The following is a 19,267-nucleotide window of genomic DNA, read 5'->3' as shown; positions in this document are numbered from 1 at the left end:
GGATGGCGCGTGACTGCACTGAACCCGCTGCACAACCTCTGGCTGACCGAAACCGTGCGCCTGCGCGAAGAACACGCCGGCCCTCTGGAAGATCTCGAAGCCAACCGCCTGGCCCGCACGGCCGGTGGCAACCTGCCGACGCGCATCGTGCATCGCGCGCTGCACCTGGCCGAACGAGATGGCCTGACCGGCGCCCTCACACGCTGGCTGCAAGGCGCACGCCTGGCCCTGGTGCTGCTGGCGATCGTCGCGATTATCAGCGGCGCCGGCCTGGCGTTTGCCGCCCTGGGCAACGGCCTGGCCCCGGTCAATGTGTTCTGGGCCCTGGGCAGCCTGCTCGGCCTGAACCTGATCCTGCTGCTCGGTTGGGCCCTGGGGCTGGTGTTTGCCGGCGAACACAGTGCCAGCCTCGGTCGCCTGTGGCTGTGGCTCAGTGAAAAACTCGCCCGCGACGCCAAGGCCGCGCAACTGGCGCCGGCACTGCTGCTGTTGCTACAGCGCCAGAAGCTCAATCGCTGGGCAGTCGGCGTGCTGGTCAACAGCCTGTGGTCACTGGCGTTGCTCAGCGCCATGCTGATGTTGCTGATACTGCTCGCCACCCGACGTTACGGCTTTGTGTGGGAAACCACCATCCTCGGTGCCGACACCTTCATCGCCGTCACCCAGGCCCTCGGCACCCTGCCCGCCCTGCTCGGTTTCAATGTACCGACAGTTGAAATGATCCGCGCCAGCGGCGATTCCGCCCTGAATATCGAAAGCGCCCGCCAAGCCTGGGCCGCCTGGCTGGTGGGCGTGCTGCTGGTCTACGGCCTGTCGCCCCGCGCGGTCCTTGCCCTGTTCTGCCTGTGGCGCTGGAAGCGTGGGCGCGCCGCTTTGCGCCTGGACCTCAACCTGCCCGGCTACGCCCAACTGCGCGAACGCCTGATGCCCAGCAGCGAACGGCTTGGGGTCAACGATGCCGCCCCCGAACAGTTGCATCACGTCAGCGGCGGCGTCAGCGAGATGCAAAGCGATGGAGCCTTGCTGGTGGCCATCGAACTCGATGATCAGCACCCCTGGCCGCCCAAACTGCCCGCCAATGTGAGGAACGCCGGCATCCTCGACAGCCGCGAATCGCGCAACAAACTGCTGGAACAACTCAGCCGATTCCCCCCCGCGCGCCTGGCCATCGTCTGCGACCCGCGCCGCTCGCCCGACCGTGGCAGCCTGGCGCTGATCGCCGAACTGACACGCAGCGCCACCGCCACCCGCGTATGGCTGCTGCAGGCGCCGCCCGGCCAGGCGCTGGACGCCGAGCGCCTGGGCGACTGGCACAGCGCGCTGCAACAGCTTGAGCTGCCCTTCGCCGATTGCGCGCCGCTGAACTGGCTGGAGACCGGTCATGACTAAACCGCTGAAGCTCGCCGTGGTCGGCCATACCAATGTGGGCAAGACCTCGCTGCTGCGCACCCTGACCCGCGATGTCGGCTTTGGCGAAGTCTCCCATCGCCCCAGCACCACGCGGCATGTGGAGGGCGCACGCTTGTCGGTGGACGGCCAAGCCTTGCTGGAGTTGTACGACACGCCCGGCCTGGAAGATGCCATCGCCCTGCTCGACTACCTGGAGCGCCTGGACCGCCCCGGCGAACGCCTCGATGGTCCGGCACGCCTGGCGCGGTTCCTGGAGGGCAGCGAGGCGCGCCAACGCTTCGAACAGGAAGCCAAGGTATTGCGCCAACTGCTGGCCTCGGACGCCGGCCTGTATGTGATCGATGCCCGCGAGCCGGTGCTGGCCAAGTACCGTGACGAGCTGCAAGTGCTGGCCAGTTGCGGCAAACCGTTGCTGCCGGTGCTCAATTTCGTCAGCAGCGCCGACCACCGCGAACCGGACTGGCGCGAAGCCCTGGCCCGCCTCGGCCTGCATGCGCTGGTGCGTTTCGACAGTGTGGCACCGCCCGAAGACGGCGAGCGCCGATTGTATGAAAGCCTGGCCCTGCTGCTGGAAAGCGCACGACCGCAGTTGGAACGGTTGATCCTTGATCAGGAGGCCCAGCGCCAGGCCCGCCAGCAAAGCGCCGCGCGCTTGATCGCCGAACTGTTGATCGACTGCGCGGCCTGCCGTCGCAGTGTGGTGACTGAAGATGAACCCCAAGCCATCAGTGATTTACGCAACGCCGTGCGCCAGCGCGAACAGGAATGTGTGGAAGCGTTACTCAAGCTATTTGGTTTCCGCCCCCAGGACGCCGCCGCCAGTGACTTGCCGCTGCTGGACGGGCGCTGGGGCGACGACCTGTTCAATCCGCAAACCCTCAAGCAACTCGGCGTGCGCGTCGGTGGCGGGATTGCGGCAGGCGCGGCGGCAGGCGCCGGCGTGGACCTGCTGGTCGGCGGCTTGACCCTTGGCGCTGCCGCGCTGGCCGGCGCGATTGCCGGCGGCGCCCTGCAAACCGCACGCAGCTACGGCAGTCGCCTGCTCGGCAAGATCAAGGGCCAGCGCGAGCTGACCGTCGACGACAGCGTGCTGCGGCTGCTCGCCCTGCGCCAGCGCCAGTTGGTCAAGGCCTTGAACCTGCGCGGCCATGCGGCCATGCACAGCATCAAAGTCGACACGCCCCAGGACAAGACCTGGCGCGAAGGCAAGCTGCCGGACGCGCTGAACAGGGCCCGCGCCTATCCGCAATGGTCGTCGCTCAACCCACACCCCAAGTTGAGCCAGGCCGAGCGTCAGGAGCAAATCCAGGCGCTGGCTCAGCGGCTGGACGCGTCCTGATCGGCCAATAGTCGCAGGGCCTTGGCCTTGAGCACTTCAAGGTCCAGCAACGAGACGTGCATCTGCTTGGCCTGTTCGTCCCAATGGCGCATGCGCAGGCTGATGTGACAGAGCGGGTCCTGCTCGAACGCCTGCGCTTGCTGCGCGGTCATCACTCCTCCCTGATACGCCAGCGTGCGGCGGCTGGCCTCGCTCAACTGTGCGTAATAGTCCGGCTGCTTGAAGGTCAGGTAGCGCTTGGCTTGTACGTGATACTCCACCAACTTCGCCATGCGTTCGCTGAAGCCCGCACGGCGCAGGTAGTCTGCGCCAAGCCGCTCATGGCTGAGCACGCCATACCCACCCATGCCCTCGCCACCCTGACCACAGAGGTGGCCGATATCGTGGAAGAACGCCGCCAGCACCACTTCATCGTCAAAGCCTTCGGCCATCGCGAGTTGCGCGGCCTGGGACATGTGCTCGATCTGCGACACCGGCTCGCCAATGTAATCCGCCGTGCCATGGCGTTCGTACAGGCCGAACAGCTCGGCAAGCAAGCGCTCACGAGTCATTACGCCGGCCCCCACACTGTGGTGATATTCCGCTCGGCCATCGCCGGGCCCACGCTCATGCCCACACCGGTGTGCATCAACGCGGCGCTGATGCCCGCAGCCGCCTGTACAAATGAAAACGGCGCAGGCCCACGCGAGCCATACACACCCTGCCAGCGCTCCACCACCTGGATCTTGCAACCCAGGGTCTGCTCGGCCAGTTCGATCAGCCAGTCATCGACCTGTTCGGCGTTGAAGGGTGATGCATCGCTGCCGTAATCATGGGAATCGCCGATGATCAACTCGCCATGGGGCGTGGGGCTGATCAGCAGGTGAATCCCGTGCGCCTGCAAGTGCGGCGTTTCGCGCAGGATCTGCGCCTGTACCGCGGCGGCCTCGGGCAAGTCGGCAAACGCACCGTAATGCACGCAACTGAGGCCGGTCAGCAAGGCATGTTGCAGGTTCAGGTCATGCGCCGGCCGTGCCCGCAGCATTTGCAGGCGGCAGACTTGCGGGTTGAGTGCGGCCATCGAATCGGCCAGCAGGGTCTGGTAGTCGTGACCGGAACACACAATGATCTGCTCGCCGCGAAAACGCCCCGCCGTGCTGTGCAACTGGCCCGGCTCGACATCATGCACCAGGGTGGAAAAGTGAAACTCCACGTTCAGCGCTTGCGCCAGGTAGTTGATCAGCGCAGGAATCGCTTCGCGTGAATAGAGTTGCTGGTCGTCCCTGCCATGCAGCGCGGCGCGGTGATGGCGGAACTGGCCGGCGTACAGGTCATTCAAGGCCGCGCCTTGCAGCAGCTCGACGTTGTAGCCGTGCTCGCGGGCACGCCCGAGGCAAAAGGCTTCGAGCAGATGCGCTTCGGCTTCGGTACGGGCAAACAGGTAGGAGCCATTGCGCTTGAGCGCAAGGCCGGCCACCTGCGCCCAATGCCCCCAGATCGCGCGGCTTTCCCTTGCCAGGTCGAGCATCGGCCCCGGTGGTTGGCCGGTGACCAGCGCCTGGCCGAAGTTGCGCACCGAGGCACCCAGGGGCGTGGCGCTGCGTTCGAAGACCTTGACCTTGAGGCCGCGCTTGGCGGCGGCGTAGGCATGGGAGAGGCCGAGGATGCCGGCGCCGACAATCAGTAAATCTGTCATGGAGTATGCAGCCCTCTGTAGGAGCGAGCTTGCTCGCGAAAGTCGCCAACGATGACGCAGTGCGTCTGATTACCCGCGTCGCCTGTTGGTTTTTCGCGAGCAAGCTCGCTCCTACAGGTTGAGGTAAAAGTTATTGTTTCTCCGACTTCCCGTCATAACGCTTGCGCCATTCAGCCAGAATGCTGTCGCGATGCTTCGACGCCCACACAAAGTCGTTCTTGATCAACCGCTGCTCGTAATCGGCGGGTAATTCGGTCTGCGGCTTGGCGATTCCCGGTTGGGCGAGCACGGCGAAATTGTCCTTGTACAACGCCATCGCCGCCGGGCTTGCAGAGAAGTCCGCCAGTTTTTTCGCAGCCTCGGCATGGGTCGTGCCCTTGATCACCGCCGTGGCTTCGATGTCCCAGCCCAGGCCCTCTTTGGGCAGGATGATGTCCAGCGGTGCGCCCTGGCGTTTCAACTGCACGGCCGGGTATTCAAACGAAATCCCGATCGGGAACTCACCGGATGCCGCCAACTTGCACGGCTTGGAGCCGGAGTGCACGTACTGGCCGATGTTCTGGTGCAGGTCGTCCATGTATTGCCAGCCCTGCTTCTCGCCGAAGGTCTGCAACCAGGCGCTCACGTCCAGGAAGCCGGTGCCGGAGGAGGCCGGGTTGGGCATCACGATCTTGCCCTTGTACTCAGGCTTGGTCAGGTCCTGCCAGCTCACCGGCTTGGTCAGGCCCTGCTTTTCGGCTTCGACGGTGTTGAAGCAGATGGTGGCGGCCCACACGTCCATGCCGACCCAGGCCGGCGGGTTGGCGGCGTCGCGGTAGTTTTTGCCGATCTTGTCCAAGTCTTTCGGAGCATAGGTATCGAGCATGCCTTGCTGGTCGAGTATCGCCAGGCTGGAGGCGGCCAGACCCCAGACCACGTCAGCCTGCGGGCGGTCTTTCTCGGCCAGCAGTTTGGCGGTGATGATGCCGGTGGAGTCGCGCACCCACTTGATCTCGATGTCGGGGTTGGCCTGTTCGAAGGCCTTTTTGTAGGTCTTCAACTGTTCGGCTTCGAGGGCCGTGTACACGGTCAGCTCAGTCTTGGCGAAGGCATTCAGGCTGAATGCAGTGAGTACGGCAGCGACCAGCGCCAGGGGCTTGAACATGGAATACCTCCTTTGAAGGATCATTGCCCGGGCGCGGTCTGGCGCCAGGCTTGGGAGCGGCGCAAGGCGCCACGTGAAGCCCACGCCAGCAGCAACGAAACGCTGCCTGAGGTGAACAGAATCAGGGTCGACATGGCCGCCGCACCGCCCACATTGCCGGCGTCGTCCATGTTCAACACGGCGACGGCGGCGAGGATGGTGTCGGGGCTGTAGAGAAAGATCGCAGCGGAGACGGTGGTCATTGCCGACACGAACAGGTAACGCAGAATATCCAGCAGCGCGGGCAGGCAGATCGGCACCGTCACTTTCAGGTAATGGCGGTAGAGCGGCGCCTTGAGGGACAACGCGGCGGCTTCGAACTCGGCGTCCAGTTGGCGCAGTGCGGTGGTGGCGGTCATTTGTGCAGTGGTCAGGTAGTGAGCGATGGTGCACACCACCAGCAGTGCCATGCTGCCGTAGAACACATGCAGCGGGTTGCCGCCGAGGTTGAAAAAGAACACATAGCCCAGGCCAAGCACCAGGCCCGGCACGGCCATCGGCACAAAGCTGAGCAGACGCAGGGCCAGATTCAGGCCCCTTTGGCCCTTGGTTTTTTCCATCAAATAGGCACCGGTGAAGATCAGCACACTGCCGATCAGCGCCGTGCACAGTGCCATGGTCAGGCTGTTGCGATAGGCCAGCCAACCGCCGCCGGCGGTGTCTTCGAACTGATAGTGGTTGAGCGACAGCGACAGGTTATAGGGCCAGAATTTGACCAGCGAGGAATACACCGCCATGCCGAACACCAGCAGCAGGGCCGCGCAGATCAGCAGCACGATGGCCAGGTAGCAGCCATCCCTTGGACGCGACGGCAGCGGTTGAAAGACCTGGGCACGGCCGCTCATGGCATCACCGTGACGACGGCGCAACCACGCATCCACACCAAAGCTGAACAGCGCCGGCAACAGCAGCACCATGCCGATCAACGCGCCACGCCCGAATTGTTGCTGACCGACCACGGCCTTGTAGGCTTCCAGGGCCAGCACCTGGTAGTCCCCACCGACCACCACCGGCACGCCAAAGTCGGTGATCGTCAACGTGAACACCAGGCAGAACGCCGCGAACACCGCCTGGCGCGTGGCCGGCCAGGTGATGCTGCGAAACGCCCGGGCGGGGCTGGCGCCCATGCTGGAGGCCGCGTCGAACAAGCGCGCATCCGCCAGCGACAATGCGGACAGCAGAATCATCAGGGCGTGTGGGAAGGTGTAAATCACTTCGCCCAGGACAATGCCCCAGAAGCCGTAGATATTGTCCGAGAGCAACCCACGCAACAGCCCCTGGTTGCCGAACAGGTACACCAGCGCGATGCCCGGCAACATCGAGGGCGCCATCAACGGCAGCAGCGAAACGCCGCGCCAGATCACTTTGCCGGGAATCAAGGTGCGTTGCAGCGCGTAGGCAAACAGATAGGCCAGCGGTACGACGATGGCGGCTACGTTCAGGGAGACTTTCAGGCTATTGCCCAGCAACCAGTGGAAATTGGCGCTGGCCAGCAATTCCCGTGTGGCGATCAGGCCGCCGCCCTGCCCGGCTTCGCTGCTGAAGCCACGCCAGAAGATCGCCAGCAGCGGCAGCAGCACCGCCACCACCAACAGGCCCAGCCAGAGCCATTTGCCGCCGACCACGAAGAGGCGGTCACCCCACCCGGCGCGGGCCGCCTGACGCGGCAGCGGCACGCTCATGATCGAAGCCATCTCAGGCAAACACCTGCAGGCTGCGCGGCGGCAACGCCACCCAGATATCCTGGCTGCCCAGGCGCGGCATGTCGTGCGGCGCAAGTTCGGCCAGCAACGCGTGGCCCGGCAGCTGCGCCAGTTCGAAGCTCATGCGGCAGCGGTTGCCCAGAAACGTGATCTCGCGCACCTTGGCCGCAAACAGGTTTTCTTCATGCACCGGCGGATTCACGCTGATGGCTTCCGGCCGGCAGAACAGGCGACCGGAGGTGGCCATGCCGGCGTCGTCGGCCAGGCGCATCTTCAGCCCTCCGACCTGGGCGTGGCTGGCGCTGTTGCGGCTGAACGGCAACCAATTGCCCTGGCCGACAAATTCCGCCACGAACGGCGTGGCCGGGCGGTCGTAGATGTCCTGGGGCGTCGCGTATTGCTCGACCTTGCCGTTGTTCATCACGGCGATACGGTCGGCCATCAGCATGGCTTCGTCCTGATTGTGGGTAACCATCAGCGTGGTGATGCCCAGGCGTCGTTGCAGTTGGCGCAGTTCGGTGCACAGATGCTCGCGAACCTGGGCGTCGAGGGCCGACATCGGTTCATCCAGCAGCAATAACGAAGGTGCCGGCGCCAGGGCACGCGCCAGGGCTACCCGCTGCTGTTGCCCGCCGGACAATTGGCCGGGGTATTTCTTTTCGCTGCCGAGCAGGCCGACCAGTTCAAGCATCTGCCCGACACGCTTGCGCACCTCATCGCGGCCGCCGCCGCTAAGGCCGTAGCCGATGTTCGCTTCTACGGTCAGGTTGGGAAACAGCGCGTAGGACTGGAACAGGATGCCGTAGTCCCGCGCCTGGGGCGGCAGCCGGGAAACATCGCGGTCACCCAGGTAAATTTCGCCGCTGTCCTGGTGCTCAAGGCCGGCGATGCAGCGCAGCATGGTGGTCTTGCCGCAGCCGGACGGGCCCAGCAGGCACACCAGTTCGCCGGCGGCGACATCCAGGGACACGTTATCGAGCGCGGTAAAGGCGCCGAAGCGTTTCTGGAGACCGCGCACCTTCATCGGTGCGCCGGGGTGGGTCAGGGCTGTGTTCATGGTGGCGCCTCATCGATCGGATGAAGGCCATGCTAGGGGGGGAATACTTCGCTGATGTGGCAGAAGGGCAAAAGGGCGTGATAGGGGTATTGGTATTCTTTGTAGGAGCGAGCTTGCTCGCGAAGAACTTGAGAACAACGCGGGCTGCCTGATAGCGCTGCGTCATCGTTGGGTTTTTTCGCGAGCAAGCTCGCTCCTACAAGGGCGACATTTCCTGAGCCAGGCCAAGGAAAGCCGCCGGCAGCCGCGCACCTTTGCGCTCCTTGAGGCAGTACAGATACTCCGGAATCTGCGGCGCATTCTCAAGGGTCAGCACCTTCAGCTGCGGATCATGGGGCACTTCCTGCCGCGCAATGATGCTGATGCCGATATTGCGCAGCACCGCCTCGCGGATCGACTCACGACTGCCGATTTCCAGCAGCGGCCCGTAGCTGACGCCAGCGCCCTGAAGCATGTCTTCCGTCAGCCGGCGGGTGGTGGACCCCGCTTCACGCATCAGCAGCGTATGCCCGGCCAGCGCAGTCAACGGCACATGATCAAGCCTGGCCAACGGATGGTTGCGATGCACCGCCAATACCAGAGGATCAGTGCCCAGCACACGACGCACCAGGCGCGCGTTTTCCAGCAGTTGCGACGAGGCGGCGACGTCGACACGGTAGTCGTCCAGCGCTTCGAGCACCTGCTGGGAGTTGCCGATTTCCACCGACACTTCCACTTGCGGCAGGCGTTCGCGAAAGGCTTTGACCAGATCGAGGATGTAGTACGGCGCCGTCGCAGCAATGCGCAAGGAGCCCTGGACCTGACCGTTGTTGCGCAGGAAAAACTCGATATCCGCTTCCTGCTGCAACAGCGCCTTGACCATCGGCAACAGCCGCGCGCCTTCATCGCTCACCGTCAGACGGCGACCGCCACGGTAGAACAGTTCAACGCCGTATTGGCTTTCCAGGTTGCGAATCTGGGTGGTGACCGTGGGCTGGCTCAGGCCGAGTTTTTTCGCCGCCTGGGTGATGCTGCCCAGGCGGGCGACCTTGTAAAACGCCTTCAGCTCAGCACTCAGCACACCGCCCTCTCATCGTCTATTTGCGCAACAGGCGCAGGCCATTGAACACCACCAGCAGGCTGACGCCCATGTCGGCGAACACCGCCATCCACATGGTGGCCATGCCCAGGAACGTGACCGCCAGGAAAATCGCCTTGATCACCAGCGCCAGGGCGATGTTCTGCTTGAGGATACTCGACGTTTGCCTGGAGAGCCGGATGAATGCGGGAATCTTGCGCAGGTCATCATCCATCAATGCCACGTCGGCGGTCTCGATCGCGGTGTCGGTGCCCGCTGCGGCCATGGCAAAGCCGATTTCGGCACGGGCCAGGGCCGGCGCGTCGTTGATGCCGTCCCCGACCATGCCGACGCGGTAGCCCTGGCCGTAGAGCGTTTCAATCGCCTGCAGCTTGTCGGTGGGCAACAAGTCGCCCCGGGCCTGATCGATACCGACCTGAGCCGCAATCGCCTGGGCGGTGTGGGTGTTATCACCGGTCAGCATCAAGGTCTTGACGCCCAGGTCGTGCAGTTGCCGGATGGCTTCGCGGCTGCTGTCCTTGACGGTGTCGGCCACCGCAAACAAGGCCAGCGGGCCGGACTTGTCGAGCAGCAACACCACGGACTTGCCCTGTTTTTCCAGGGCGAAGAGTTTCTCCTCCAGCGCCGGCGAGCACAGCCCGAGGTCTTCCACCAGACGGTGGTTGCCCAGATGGTAGGTTTCGCCGTTGATGTCACCGCGCACACCACGCCCGGGCAATGCCTCGAAGTTATCCACAACGTGGGACGGCAGGTTTTTATCCACCGCCGCGTTGGCAATGGCCAGGGACACCGGGTGGTCGGAACGCCCCGCCAGACTCGCGGCCAGGGCCGGCGCGCTGTCCTGCACGGTGTCGAACAGCGGCACATAGTCGGTTTGCACCGGCTTGCCGTGGGTGATGGTGCCGGTCTTGTCCAGGGCCAGGTAGTCGAGCTTGTAACCGCCCTCCAGGTACACGCCGCCCTTGATCAGGATGCCTTTGCGCGCCGCCGCCGCAAGGCCGCTCACGATGGTCACCGGGGTGGAGATCACCAGGGCGCACGGGCACGCGACCACCAGCAACACCAGGGCGCGGTAGATCCAGTCGAACCAGACGCCCGCCATGAACAGCGGCGGGATGACGGCCACGCCCAGGGCGAACAGGAACACCGCCGGGGTGTAGATTTTCGAGAAGCTGTCGACAAATCGCTGGGTCGGTGCCCGGGCGCCCTGGGCCTGCTCCACCGCATGAATGATCCGCGCCAGGGTGGAGTTGTTGGCGGCTGCGGTCACTTTGTATTCCAGGGAGCCGGCCTGGTTGATCGTACCGGCGAAGACTTTATCGCCCACGGTCTTTTCAATCGGCAGGCTTTCACCGGTGATCGGTGCCTGGTCAATGGTGGATTGACCAGCAGTCACCTCGCCGTCCAGGCCAATGCGCTCGCCGGGCTTGACCCGCACAATGGCGCCAAGATCGATGTTTTTCACTTCCTGTTCCACCCAGGAACCATCAGCCTGCCGCACCGTGGCCTGTTCCGGGGTCATCTGCATCAAGCCGCTGATGGCATTGCGCGCACGGTCCAGGGACTTGGCTTCGATCAACTCGGCCACCGTAAACAGGAACATCACCATCGCCGCTTCCGGCCACTGGCCAATCAGCACCGCGCCGGTCACGGCGATACTCATCAGTGCGTTGATGTTCAGGTTGAGGTTTTTCAGGGCAATCCAGCCCTTTTTGTAGGTCGTGAGACCGCCGCTGAGGATCGACACCAGCGCCACCAGGGCAATCACCCAGGTCGGTGCAATGCCGCTGAAATGCAGGACCTCGGCGCCCAACGCGCCCACGCCCGACACAGCCAGCGGCCACCAGTGCTTCTTGGCCGGCGGGGCGGCGGCAGGCGTGCCTTCTTCAATCGGGTCGGCCTGCATGCCGATGGATTTGATCGCGTCGATGATCGGCGCAATGCTCGGCAAATCGTGGGTGACGCCGAGGATGCGGTTGATCAGGTTGAATTCCAACTGCTGCACGCCGGCAAGCTTGCCCAGTTTGTTCTGGATCAGCGTCTGTTCGGTAGGGCAGTCCATCGCTTCGATGCGAAAGGTACTCAGGCGCGAGCCAGCGGTGGGGGCGTCGCTCAGTTGCACCCGCGCAGGTGCCGGAGCGCCGGAACAGCAGGCGCCGCCGTGGTCATGCACCGGCTTGAGCGTGTGCTCGCTGTGATCGTGATCGTGGTCGTGCTTGTGCGGGGTGTTGAGGGAATCGCTCATGGTGTCGCGTCCGGAAAGGTGCCTGTTGCCAAGTAAAGACCCTGTAGCCACTATAGGGTCAAGCACCCATTTGGAGATTGCTGCGATGAAGATCGGCGAACTGGCCAAACTCACCGACTGCCCGGTGGAAACCATCCGTTATTACGAGAAGGAATGCCTGCTGCCACCCCCCGCGCGCACGGAGGGCAACTACCGCGTGTACACCCAGGCGCATACCGAGCGGCTGATTTTTATCCGCAACTGCCGCAGCCTCGACATGACACTGGAAGAAATCCGCAGCCTGCTAAACCTGCGCGACAGCCCCCAGGACCAGTGCGAAAGCGTGAATGCGTTGATTGATGAGCATATCCACCATGTAAAGGCGCGGATCGATGGGCTGCTGGCGTTGCAGGAGCAATTGCTGGACCTGCGCCAGCGCTGCGGGGGTGGGGAGCCGTGTGGAATCCTGCAGCAGTTGGAAGTCAGCGGCGCGATTGCGGCCAGCGAGGCCGAGCCCTCGCACGTGGGCCGCAGCCACGGCCATTAGCCTCAAGTGAACACAGATCAAAATGTGGGAGGGGGCTTGCCCCCGATAGCGGTGTGTCAGTCAGAATATTGGGTACTGACACACCGTAATCGGGGGCAAGCCCCCTCCCACACTTTTACCGAGGCAGGGTTTAGATCGCGACTTCAGCCTTGATGCTCGGGTCCGCGTCATAGCCAACGATTTCGAAGTCTTCGAACTTGTAGTCGTAGATCGATGCCGGTTTACGCTTGATCACCAGTTCCGGCAGCTTTTTCGGCGTGCGCGCCAGTTGGGTGCGGATCTGTTCCATGTGGTTGCTGTAGGCGTGGGTATCGCCGGTGGTGACGATGATCTCGTGGGGGATCAGGTCGCACTGCTGCGCCAGCATGTGGGTGAGCAACGCCAGCGCGGCGGTGTTATAGGGCAGGCCGAGGAAGACATCGGAGCTGCGGATGTACAGCTGCATTGACAGGTGGCCGTCGTGCACGAACGCCTGGTAGAGCAGGTGACACGGGGGCAGCGCTTGCTTGCCGTTACGCGCGTTTTCCTGGGGGCTCTTGGTTTCGTCCGGCAGGTATTCGACGTTCCAGCCGTGGAACAGGATGCGGCGGCTGTTGGGGTTGGTCTTGAGCGTGTGAACCATGTAGTCGATCTGGTTGATCGTGCCGCCCTCCTTGGTGGGCCAGGCGGTCCACTGCTCGCCGTACACCGGGCCCAGGTCGCCGTCTTCGGTGGCCCATTCGTCCCAGATGCGCACGCCGTTTTCGTTGAGCCACTTGATGTTGGTGTTGCCGCTCAACATCCAGATCAGCTCGTTGGCGATGCTTTTGAAGTGCAGCTTCTTGGTGGTCAGCAGCGGGAAGCCGTCGGCCAGGTTATGCCGATACTGGCGGGCGAACACGGCCTTGGTGCCGGTGCCGGTACGATCGCCCTTGGTCAGGCCATTGGTCACGACGTCGTGCAGGAGTTCGAGGTATTGCTTCATGTGATTACCCGTATCGTTGAAGCCAGGACCTCCTGGTCCTGGCATTCGAATTTAAAGCGCGGCGTTCTTCAGCGGTTGCGGACGGTTGTATGCCCACCACAACAGGCCCAGGCCCGCCAGGATCATCGGAATACTGAGGACCTGGCCCATGGTCAGCCAGCCCCACGCCAGGTAGCCCAACTGCGCATCCGGCACCCGCACGAACTCGACGATAAAGCGGAAGATCCCGTAGAACAGCGCGAACATCCCGGAAACCGCCATGGTTGGGCGTGGTTTACGCGAAAAGAGGTAGAGGATGAGGAACAGTGCCACACCTTCCAGGGCGAATTGGTACAGCTGCGACGGATGGCGCGGCAGTTGCGCCGGGTCGCTGAACGGCGGGAACACCATGGCCCACGGCACGTCGGTGGGCTTGCCCCACAGCTCGGCGTTGATGAAGTTACCGATGCGCCCGGCGCCCAGGCCGATGGGCACCAACGGTGCGACGAAGTCCATCAACTGGAAGAACGACTTGCCGTTGCGCCGGCCGAACCACCAGGCGGCGATCATCACGCCGACGAAGCCGCCATGGAACGCCATGCCGCCCTTCCACACTTCGAAGATCAGCGTCGGGTTGGCGATATACGCCGACAAATCGTAAAACAGCACATACCCCAGGCGTCCGCCGACGATTACCCCCATCGACATCCAGAACACCATGTCGGAGAGCTTCTCCTTGGTCCAGGTCGGGTCGAAACGGTTCAGGCGCCGGGAAGCCAGCAGCCAGGCACCGCCGATGCCGATCAGGTACATCAACCCGTACCAGTGGATTTTCAGCGGACCGATGGCCAGGGCCACCGGATCGATCTGCGGGTAAGGCAGCATTGCGACTCCTCGTTAAACATTTAGTCATGACGCATCGGACCATGCCGATGCGCGATTAAGCCTGCGTTACAGCTGCGAGATCAAATTAAGAAGTTCACATACACACCCAACGGCCCGGCATGTTAACGGATGGAAGGTGCGCGGCCCAACTTCGTTGCGATGGAACGCCTGCGATTGTGTGGGTAGAGTGAGGAAAAACACACAAGGGATCGCCCGATGTGCCTGATTGTCTTTGCCTGGCGGCCGGACCATGCCCAGCCGCTGATCGTCGCGGCCAACCGCGATGAGTTCTACGCCCGGCCCAGCCTGCCGCTGGCGCAATGGCCGGATTTGCCCCAGGTCTATGCCGGTCGCGACCAGGAAGCGGGCGGCACCTGGCTGGGGGTTAACGCCGACGGGCGCTTTGCCGCGTTGACCAATATCCGCGACCCGCACCAGCCACCGTCACGCAAATCCCGTGGCGAACTGGTGGCGCGTTTTCTCAGTGGTTCGCTGTCGATTGACGATTATCTGGCCGATGTTAATGGCCGCTCGATTGAATACGCCGGGTTCAACCTGCTGGTGGGCACACCGGACCAACTGTGGCATTACAACGCCAACGAGACCACGCCGACGCGATTGAAGGCCGGCGTGTACGGTTTGTCCAATGCCGGGCTGAATACGCCCTGGCCGAAGTTGCTCAAGGCCAGGGCCGCACTCGCAGACATCCTCGACGATCCGCAGCCACAGGCGTTGCTGGAGATCTTGAGCGACCCGCAGACCGCACCGTTCGCCGAGCTGCCGGATACCGGCGTCGGCCTGGCGACGGAGAGCCTGTTGTCGAGTGTGTTTATCGCCAGCCCCAGTTACGGAACACGGGCGAGCACGACGTTGATTGTGAATGCCGATGGCACGCGGCGGATGGTGGAGCGCAGTTTCGGGCCGCAAGGTGGCAGGCTGGGTGAAGTCGAACTCAATCTTTAACCACACCAAAAATCAAATGTGGGAGGGGGCTTGCCCCCGATTGCGGTGTATCAGTACCAGATACTCTGACTGACACACTGCTATCGGGGGCAAGCCCCCTCCCACATTTTTGATCAGCGCATGTCTCTAGAGAGTCTTGGCAGAAGCCGGATTGATCATCCGCGTCAGCCCCAGATTCTTCAGCGCCAATTGCAATGAGCTGTGGATAACCTGCGGGTTGTCGATGGTCATCAGCTCGGCCAGCAAATCCTTGGCCATGCTCAATTCAACCTGGCGCAGCATCCACTTCACTTTCGGCAAGTTGGTGGCGTTCATCGACAGGCTGTCAAAGCCCATCGCCATCAACAGCACCGCCGCCGCCGGGTCGCCGGCCATTTCCCCGCAGATACTCACCGGCTTGCCTTCGGCATGGGCGTCGCGCACGACATGTTGCAGCGCTTGCAGCACCGCCGGGTGCAGGTAGTCGTAAAGGTCGGCGACCCGTGGGTTGTTGCGGTCCACGGCCAACAGGTACTGGGTCAGGTCGTTGGAGCCCACCGACAGGAAGTCCACCTGCCGCGCCAGCTCCTTGGCCTGATACACCGCCGCCGGAATTTCGATCATCACGCCAATCGGCGGCATCGGCACGTCGGCGCCTTCGTCGCGCACTTCGCCCCAGGCGCGGTGGATCAGGTGCAGGGCTTCTTCCAGCTCGTGGGTGCCGGAGATCATCGGCAGCAGGATACGCAGGTTGTTCAGGCCTTCGCTGGCCTTGAGCATGGCGCGGGTCTGCACCAGGAAAATTTCAGGGTGGTCGAGGGTGACGCGAATACCGCGCCAACCGAGGAAGGGGTTGTCTTCCTTGATCGGGAAATACGACAGTGACTTGTCGCCGCCGATATCCAGGCTGCGCATGGTCACCGGCAACGGATGGAAGGCTTGCAGTTGCTCGCGATAAATCGCCAGCTGCTCCTTCTCACTTGGGAAACGCTGGTTGATCATGAACGGCACTTCGGTGCGGTACAGCCCTACCCCTTCCGCGCCGCGCTGTTGCGCACGGGCCACATCGGCCAGCAGACCGGTGTTGACCAGCAGCGGCACACGGTGGCCGTCGATGGTCACGCACGGCAGTTCGCGCAATGAGTCCAGGCCCAGCGCCAGCTGTTTCTCTTCCTCGACCACCTCGGCGTATTGCTTGCGCAGCAATTCGCTGGGGTTGGTGAAGACTTCGCCGCGATGGCCATCGACGATCATGTCGATACCATCCACTTTGGAATACGGCAGGTCCACCAGGCCCATCACCGTCGGGATGCCCATGGCACGGGCCAGGATCGCCACGTGGGAGTTGCCCGAACCCAATACCGATACCAGGCCCACCAGTTTGCCCTCAGGCACTTCGCCGAGCATGGTGGCGGTCAGTTCTTCGCTGATCAGGATGGTGTTGTCGGGGTAGACCAGGTTGGTGGTGCGGTCTTCCTGCAGGTAGGCGAGCAGACGGCGACCCAGGTCCCGTACATCCGAGGCACGTTCGCGCAGGTAGGCGTCGTCCATCATTTCGAAACGGTTGACGTGATCGGTGACCACCTGGCGCAGTGCGCCCTGGGCCCACTGGCCGGTCTTGATCACGGTCTTGACTTCGTTACCCAGGGACGCGTCGTCCAGCATCATCTGGTAGACATCGAACAGCGCACGCTCTTCGGGGCGCAACTGGGTCGCCAGCTTGGTCGACAGGTTGCGCATGTCGGCGCGCACGCCTTCCAGGGCGGTCTTGAACAGTTTGATCTCAGCGTCGATGTCATCGACGGTCTTGTCCGGCACCACATCGAGGTCGGCCGGTGGCAGCATGACCACAGCGGTACCCACGGCGGCACCCGGCGAACCCGGCACGCCGACGAACTTGGCTTCCTGGATGCCCTTGCCCTGGCGCCCCAGGCCGCGAATCGAGCCGGTGGCCTCGGCGTGGGCGATAACCCCGGCGAGCTGCGCGCTCATGGTCACCAGGAAGGCTTCTTCACCTTCGTCGAACTGACGGCGTTCTTTCTGTTGGATGACCAGCACGCCGACGACGCGGCGGTGGTGAATGATCGGTGCGCCGAGGAACGAGGCGTAGCGTTCTTCGCCGGTTTCGGCAAAGTAGCGATAACGCGGGTGATCGGCCGCATTTTCAAGGTTCAGGGGTTCTTCACGCGTCCCCACCAGGCCCACCAGACCTTCATTGGGCGCCATGCTGACTTTGCCGATGGAGCGCTTGTTCAAGCCCTCCGTGGCCATCAGCACAAAACGGTTGGTCTCGGGGTCCAGCAGGTAAACCGAGCAGACCTGGCTGCCCATGGCTTCCTTGACGCGCAACACAATAATCCCCAACGCCGCCTTGAGATCCTTGGCGGAGTTAACTTCCTGGACGATCTTGCGCAGCGTATTGAGCATGGCTCGGGGTCGAACTCCGTCGTCAGTCGCGCGATAAAAGGCGCGGGGCAAGCTCTTTGAGAGCGCGACGATAAACCTCGCGCTTGAATGTCACCACCTGGCCCAGCGGGTACCAATAACTGACCCAGCGCCAGCCGTCGAACTCCGGTTTACCGGTCAAATCCATCCGCACCCGCTGCTCATTGGAGATCAGGCGCAGGAGAAACCATTTCTGCTTCTGGCCGATACACAGCGGTTGGCTGTGGGTACGCACCAGGCGTTGCGGCAAACGATAGCGCAACCAGCCACGGGTACAGGCCAGAATTTGCACATCTTCGCGCTCAAGGCCGACTTCTTCGTTCAACTCACGGTACAAGGCGTCTTCAGGGGTTTCGTCGGGGTTGATCCCACCTTGAGGAAACTGCCAGGCATCTTGGTTGATTCGGCGAGCCCATAGCACCTGTCCGGCATCATTCGTGAGAATAATCCCGACATTAGGACGGAAACCATCGGGGTCGATCACGGCAACAACCTCGCAAACGCATATCGTCGCATTGTTCCACAAAGCTTCCTCCAGCGGCAACGAGGCTTCTTACCTTATGTGCACTCTTGTGAAAAGACCGTATTCTGGACGCCTTTTTACAGACTTTTCAGCGAGTAACTGCAATGCGCCTGGCTTTATTCGACTTGGACAACACCCTGATCGGCGGTGACAGCGACCACGCCTGGGGCGATTACCTGTGTGAACGCGGGATTCTCGATGCGGTGGCCTACAAGGCCCGCAACGACGCGTTCTATCAGGACTACCTGGCCGGCACGCTGGACAACGCCGCTTACCTGAACTTCTGCCTGGAAATTCTCGGCCGCACCGAGATGGCTCAGTTGGACGAATGGCACAACGACTATATGCGCGACTGCATCGAGCCGATCCTGTTGCCCAAGGCCGTGGAACTGCTGGCCAAACACCGCGCCGCCGGCGACAAGCTGGTGATCATCACCGCCACCAACCGTTTCGTCACCGCGCCGATTGCCGCACGCCTGGGCGTTGAAACCCTGATTGCCACCGAATGCGAGATGGAAAATGGTCGCTACACCGGACGCAGCACCGACGTGCCGTGCTTTCGCGAAGGCAAGGTGACGCGCTTGAATCGTTGGCTGGAGGAGACCGGGTATAGCCTGGAGGACAGCTACTTCTATAGCGACTCGATGAATGACTTGCCGTTACTGGAGCAGGTGACGCATGCGGTGGCGGTGGATCCGGACCCCAGTCTTCGTGCTGAAGCTGAACGGCGCGGCTGGCCGGTGATTACGCTGCGCAGCTGACCCCCCAACCCTGTAGGAGCGAGCTTGCTCGCGAAAAACCTGAGAGCGCCGCGTGCATCCAGGATACCCGCGTCATCGTTGACGTTCTTCGCGAGCAAGCTCGCTCCTACACAGGCTTGGCCCCCATAAGTCCGGCAATCGCCACAAACCCCACCAGGCTGACCACCGCCAGCACCAGAGTGAAATTCAAGCTACCGCCCTCGCCTCTACGCAAGCGATTAAGCCGCGCCACCAGCCAGAACCACGCCAGCGCCGCCACGGTGTAGAGAATGCTGGAGCCCAGAATCCAGGTTTGCCCCAGCGGCCAGCCGGTCAGGTGCACCAGCCACCAGCCGGTGAACGGCATGCTGAGCAGGCAAATGCCCATCAGCAGCCACACAAATGCCCACGGCCGTTGCACAGTCACCGCCGGCCCGGCGCTGCGCTTGCGCCAGGCCAGTACCGCCAGGCCGAGGCCGCTGAGCAGCAGCAACACGGTGGCGGCAATGTGGATAACCTTGAGGGTGGTCAGCGTTTCCATAGTCTCGATTCCTTGAAGGCCGCTCAGTCAGT

The 19,267-nt window shown here is 62.8% G+C and carries 17 protein-coding genes; 5 read left to right on the top strand and 12 right to left on the bottom strand.

Translation table 11 applies throughout. The annotated features are described in order from the left end of the window. Positions 1–9: 9 nt before the first annotated feature. Together BFQ00_RS17170 and BFQ00_RS17165 are read left to right on the top strand one after the other, a co-directional pair. Complete coding sequence (locus tag BFQ00_RS17170) at positions 10–1,389, top strand: DUF2868 domain-containing protein (RefSeq protein ID WP_065934198.1); 1,380 nt, start codon at positions 10–12, stop codon at positions 1,387–1,389. Further along, complete coding sequence (locus BFQ00_RS17165; protein ID WP_065934197.1) at positions 1,382–2,749, top strand: GTPase/DUF3482 domain-containing protein; 1,368 nt, start codon at positions 1,382–1,384, stop codon at positions 2,747–2,749. Before BFQ00_RS17170 ends, BFQ00_RS17165 begins: the two co-directional genes overlap by 8 nt. On the opposite strand, the gene BFQ00_RS17160 is transcribed toward BFQ00_RS17165, so the two are convergent. The 7 genes from BFQ00_RS17160 to BFQ00_RS17130 all read right to left on the bottom strand — a co-directional run bounded on the left by BFQ00_RS17160 (position 2,728) and on the right by BFQ00_RS17130 (position 11,690). Further along, positions 2,728–3,300, bottom strand: coding sequence for a phosphonate degradation HD-domain oxygenase (locus BFQ00_RS17160; RefSeq protein WP_065934196.1), 573 nt, complete (start codon positions 3,298–3,300; stop codon positions 2,728–2,730). The genes BFQ00_RS17165 and BFQ00_RS17160 overlap by 22 nt on opposite strands. Further along, a complete protein-coding gene (locus BFQ00_RS17155) occupies positions 3,300–4,424 on the bottom strand; it encodes a TIGR03364 family FAD-dependent oxidoreductase (protein ID WP_065934195.1) in 1,125 nt (374 codons plus the stop codon). The genes BFQ00_RS17160 and BFQ00_RS17155 overlap by 1 nt, the downstream gene beginning before the upstream one ends. Before the next feature lie 130 nt (positions 4,425–4,554). Next, a complete protein-coding gene (locus BFQ00_RS17150; protein ID WP_065893863.1) occupies positions 4,555–5,568 on the bottom strand; it encodes a putative 2-aminoethylphosphonate ABC transporter substrate-binding protein in 1,014 nt (337 codons plus the stop codon). Between the two features lie 20 nt (positions 5,569–5,588). Then, a complete protein-coding gene (locus BFQ00_RS17145) occupies positions 5,589–7,301 on the bottom strand; it encodes a putative 2-aminoethylphosphonate ABC transporter permease subunit (RefSeq protein ID WP_065934194.1) in 1,713 nt (570 codons plus the stop codon). Position 7,302: 1 nt separating this feature from the next. Beyond that, on the bottom strand, positions 7,303–8,367 hold the full coding sequence (locus BFQ00_RS17140) for a putative 2-aminoethylphosphonate ABC transporter ATP-binding protein (protein WP_065934193.1): 1,065 nt from the start codon (positions 8,365–8,367) through the stop codon (positions 7,303–7,305). Between the two features lie 196 nt (positions 8,368–8,563). After that, the gene (locus BFQ00_RS17135) at positions 8,564–9,427 is read right to left on the bottom strand and encodes a LysR family transcriptional regulator (protein ID WP_065934192.1); all 864 of its coding nucleotides are present in this window, start codon (positions 9,425–9,427) and stop codon (positions 8,564–8,566) included. Positions 9,428–9,443: 16 nt separating this feature from the next. Then, positions 9,444–11,690: a heavy metal translocating P-type ATPase gene (locus BFQ00_RS17130; protein ID WP_065934191.1), complete on the bottom strand. Its 2,247-nt coding sequence runs from the start codon at positions 11,688–11,690 to the stop codon at positions 9,444–9,446. 85 nt (positions 11,691–11,775) lie between these two features. Here BFQ00_RS17130 and cadR point away from each other — a divergent pair, with 85 nt between their 5' ends. Continuing rightward, positions 11,776–12,216 carry a Cd(II)/Pb(II)-responsive transcriptional regulator gene (cadR, locus tag BFQ00_RS17125; protein ID WP_065934190.1) on the top strand — a complete coding sequence of 147 codons (441 nt, stop codon included), beginning with the start codon at positions 11,776–11,778 and terminating at the stop codon, positions 12,214–12,216. A 130-nt stretch (positions 12,217–12,346) separates the two neighbouring features. Here cadR and BFQ00_RS17120 read toward each other — a convergent pair whose 3' ends face one another. Together BFQ00_RS17120 and lgt are read right to left on the bottom strand one after the other, a co-directional pair. Further along, positions 12,347–13,180, bottom strand: coding sequence for a thymidylate synthase (locus BFQ00_RS17120; RefSeq protein ID WP_065934189.1), 834 nt, complete (start codon positions 13,178–13,180; stop codon positions 12,347–12,349). A gap of 51 nt (positions 13,181–13,231) precedes the next feature. Further along, entirely contained in the window at positions 13,232–14,044 is an 813-nt protein-coding gene (gene lgt, locus BFQ00_RS17115; RefSeq protein ID WP_065887069.1) for a prolipoprotein diacylglyceryl transferase, read from the bottom strand. 216 nt (positions 14,045–14,260) lie between these two features. On the opposite strand from lgt, the gene BFQ00_RS17110 reads away from it, so the two are divergent. Then, positions 14,261–15,007 (top strand): NRDE family protein, encoded by a 747-nt coding sequence (locus tag BFQ00_RS17110; protein ID WP_065934188.1) that lies wholly within the window; start codon positions 14,261–14,263, stop codon positions 15,005–15,007. 126 nt (positions 15,008–15,133) lie between these two features. Here the strand turns inward: BFQ00_RS17110 and ptsP are convergent, their stop codons facing one another. After that, a complete protein-coding gene (gene ptsP, locus BFQ00_RS17105) occupies positions 15,134–17,413 on the bottom strand; it encodes a phosphoenolpyruvate--protein phosphotransferase (RefSeq protein ID WP_065887067.1) in 2,280 nt (759 codons plus the stop codon). Positions 17,414–17,435: 22 nt separating this feature from the next. Further along, positions 17,436–17,915 carry an RNA pyrophosphohydrolase gene (locus tag BFQ00_RS17100; RefSeq protein ID WP_053128161.1) on the bottom strand — a complete coding sequence of 160 codons (480 nt, stop codon included), beginning with the start codon at positions 17,913–17,915 and terminating at the stop codon, positions 17,436–17,438. 143 nt (positions 17,916–18,058) lie between these two features. Between BFQ00_RS17100 and BFQ00_RS17095 the strand changes: the two genes are divergently transcribed. Beyond that, positions 18,059–18,715, top strand: a complete 657-nt coding sequence (locus BFQ00_RS17095; RefSeq protein WP_065934187.1) for a histidinol-phosphatase — start codon at positions 18,059–18,061, stop codon at positions 18,713–18,715. Positions 18,716–18,821: 106 nt separating this feature from the next. On the opposite strand, the gene BFQ00_RS17090 is transcribed toward BFQ00_RS17095, so the two are convergent. Further along, positions 18,822–19,235 (bottom strand): DUF2269 family protein, encoded by a 414-nt coding sequence (locus BFQ00_RS17090; protein ID WP_065934186.1) that lies wholly within the window; start codon positions 19,233–19,235, stop codon positions 18,822–18,824. Between the last annotated feature and the right edge of the window lie 32 nt (positions 19,236–19,267).

The organism is Pseudomonas sp. 28 E 9, assembly GCF_900004785.1.
GTDB lineage: Bacteria > Pseudomonadota > Gammaproteobacteria > Pseudomonadales > Pseudomonadaceae > Aquipseudomonas > Aquipseudomonas orientalis_A.
Note: the sequence above shows the minus strand (reverse complement) of the source record. Positions and strands in the feature narration are given on the sequence as shown.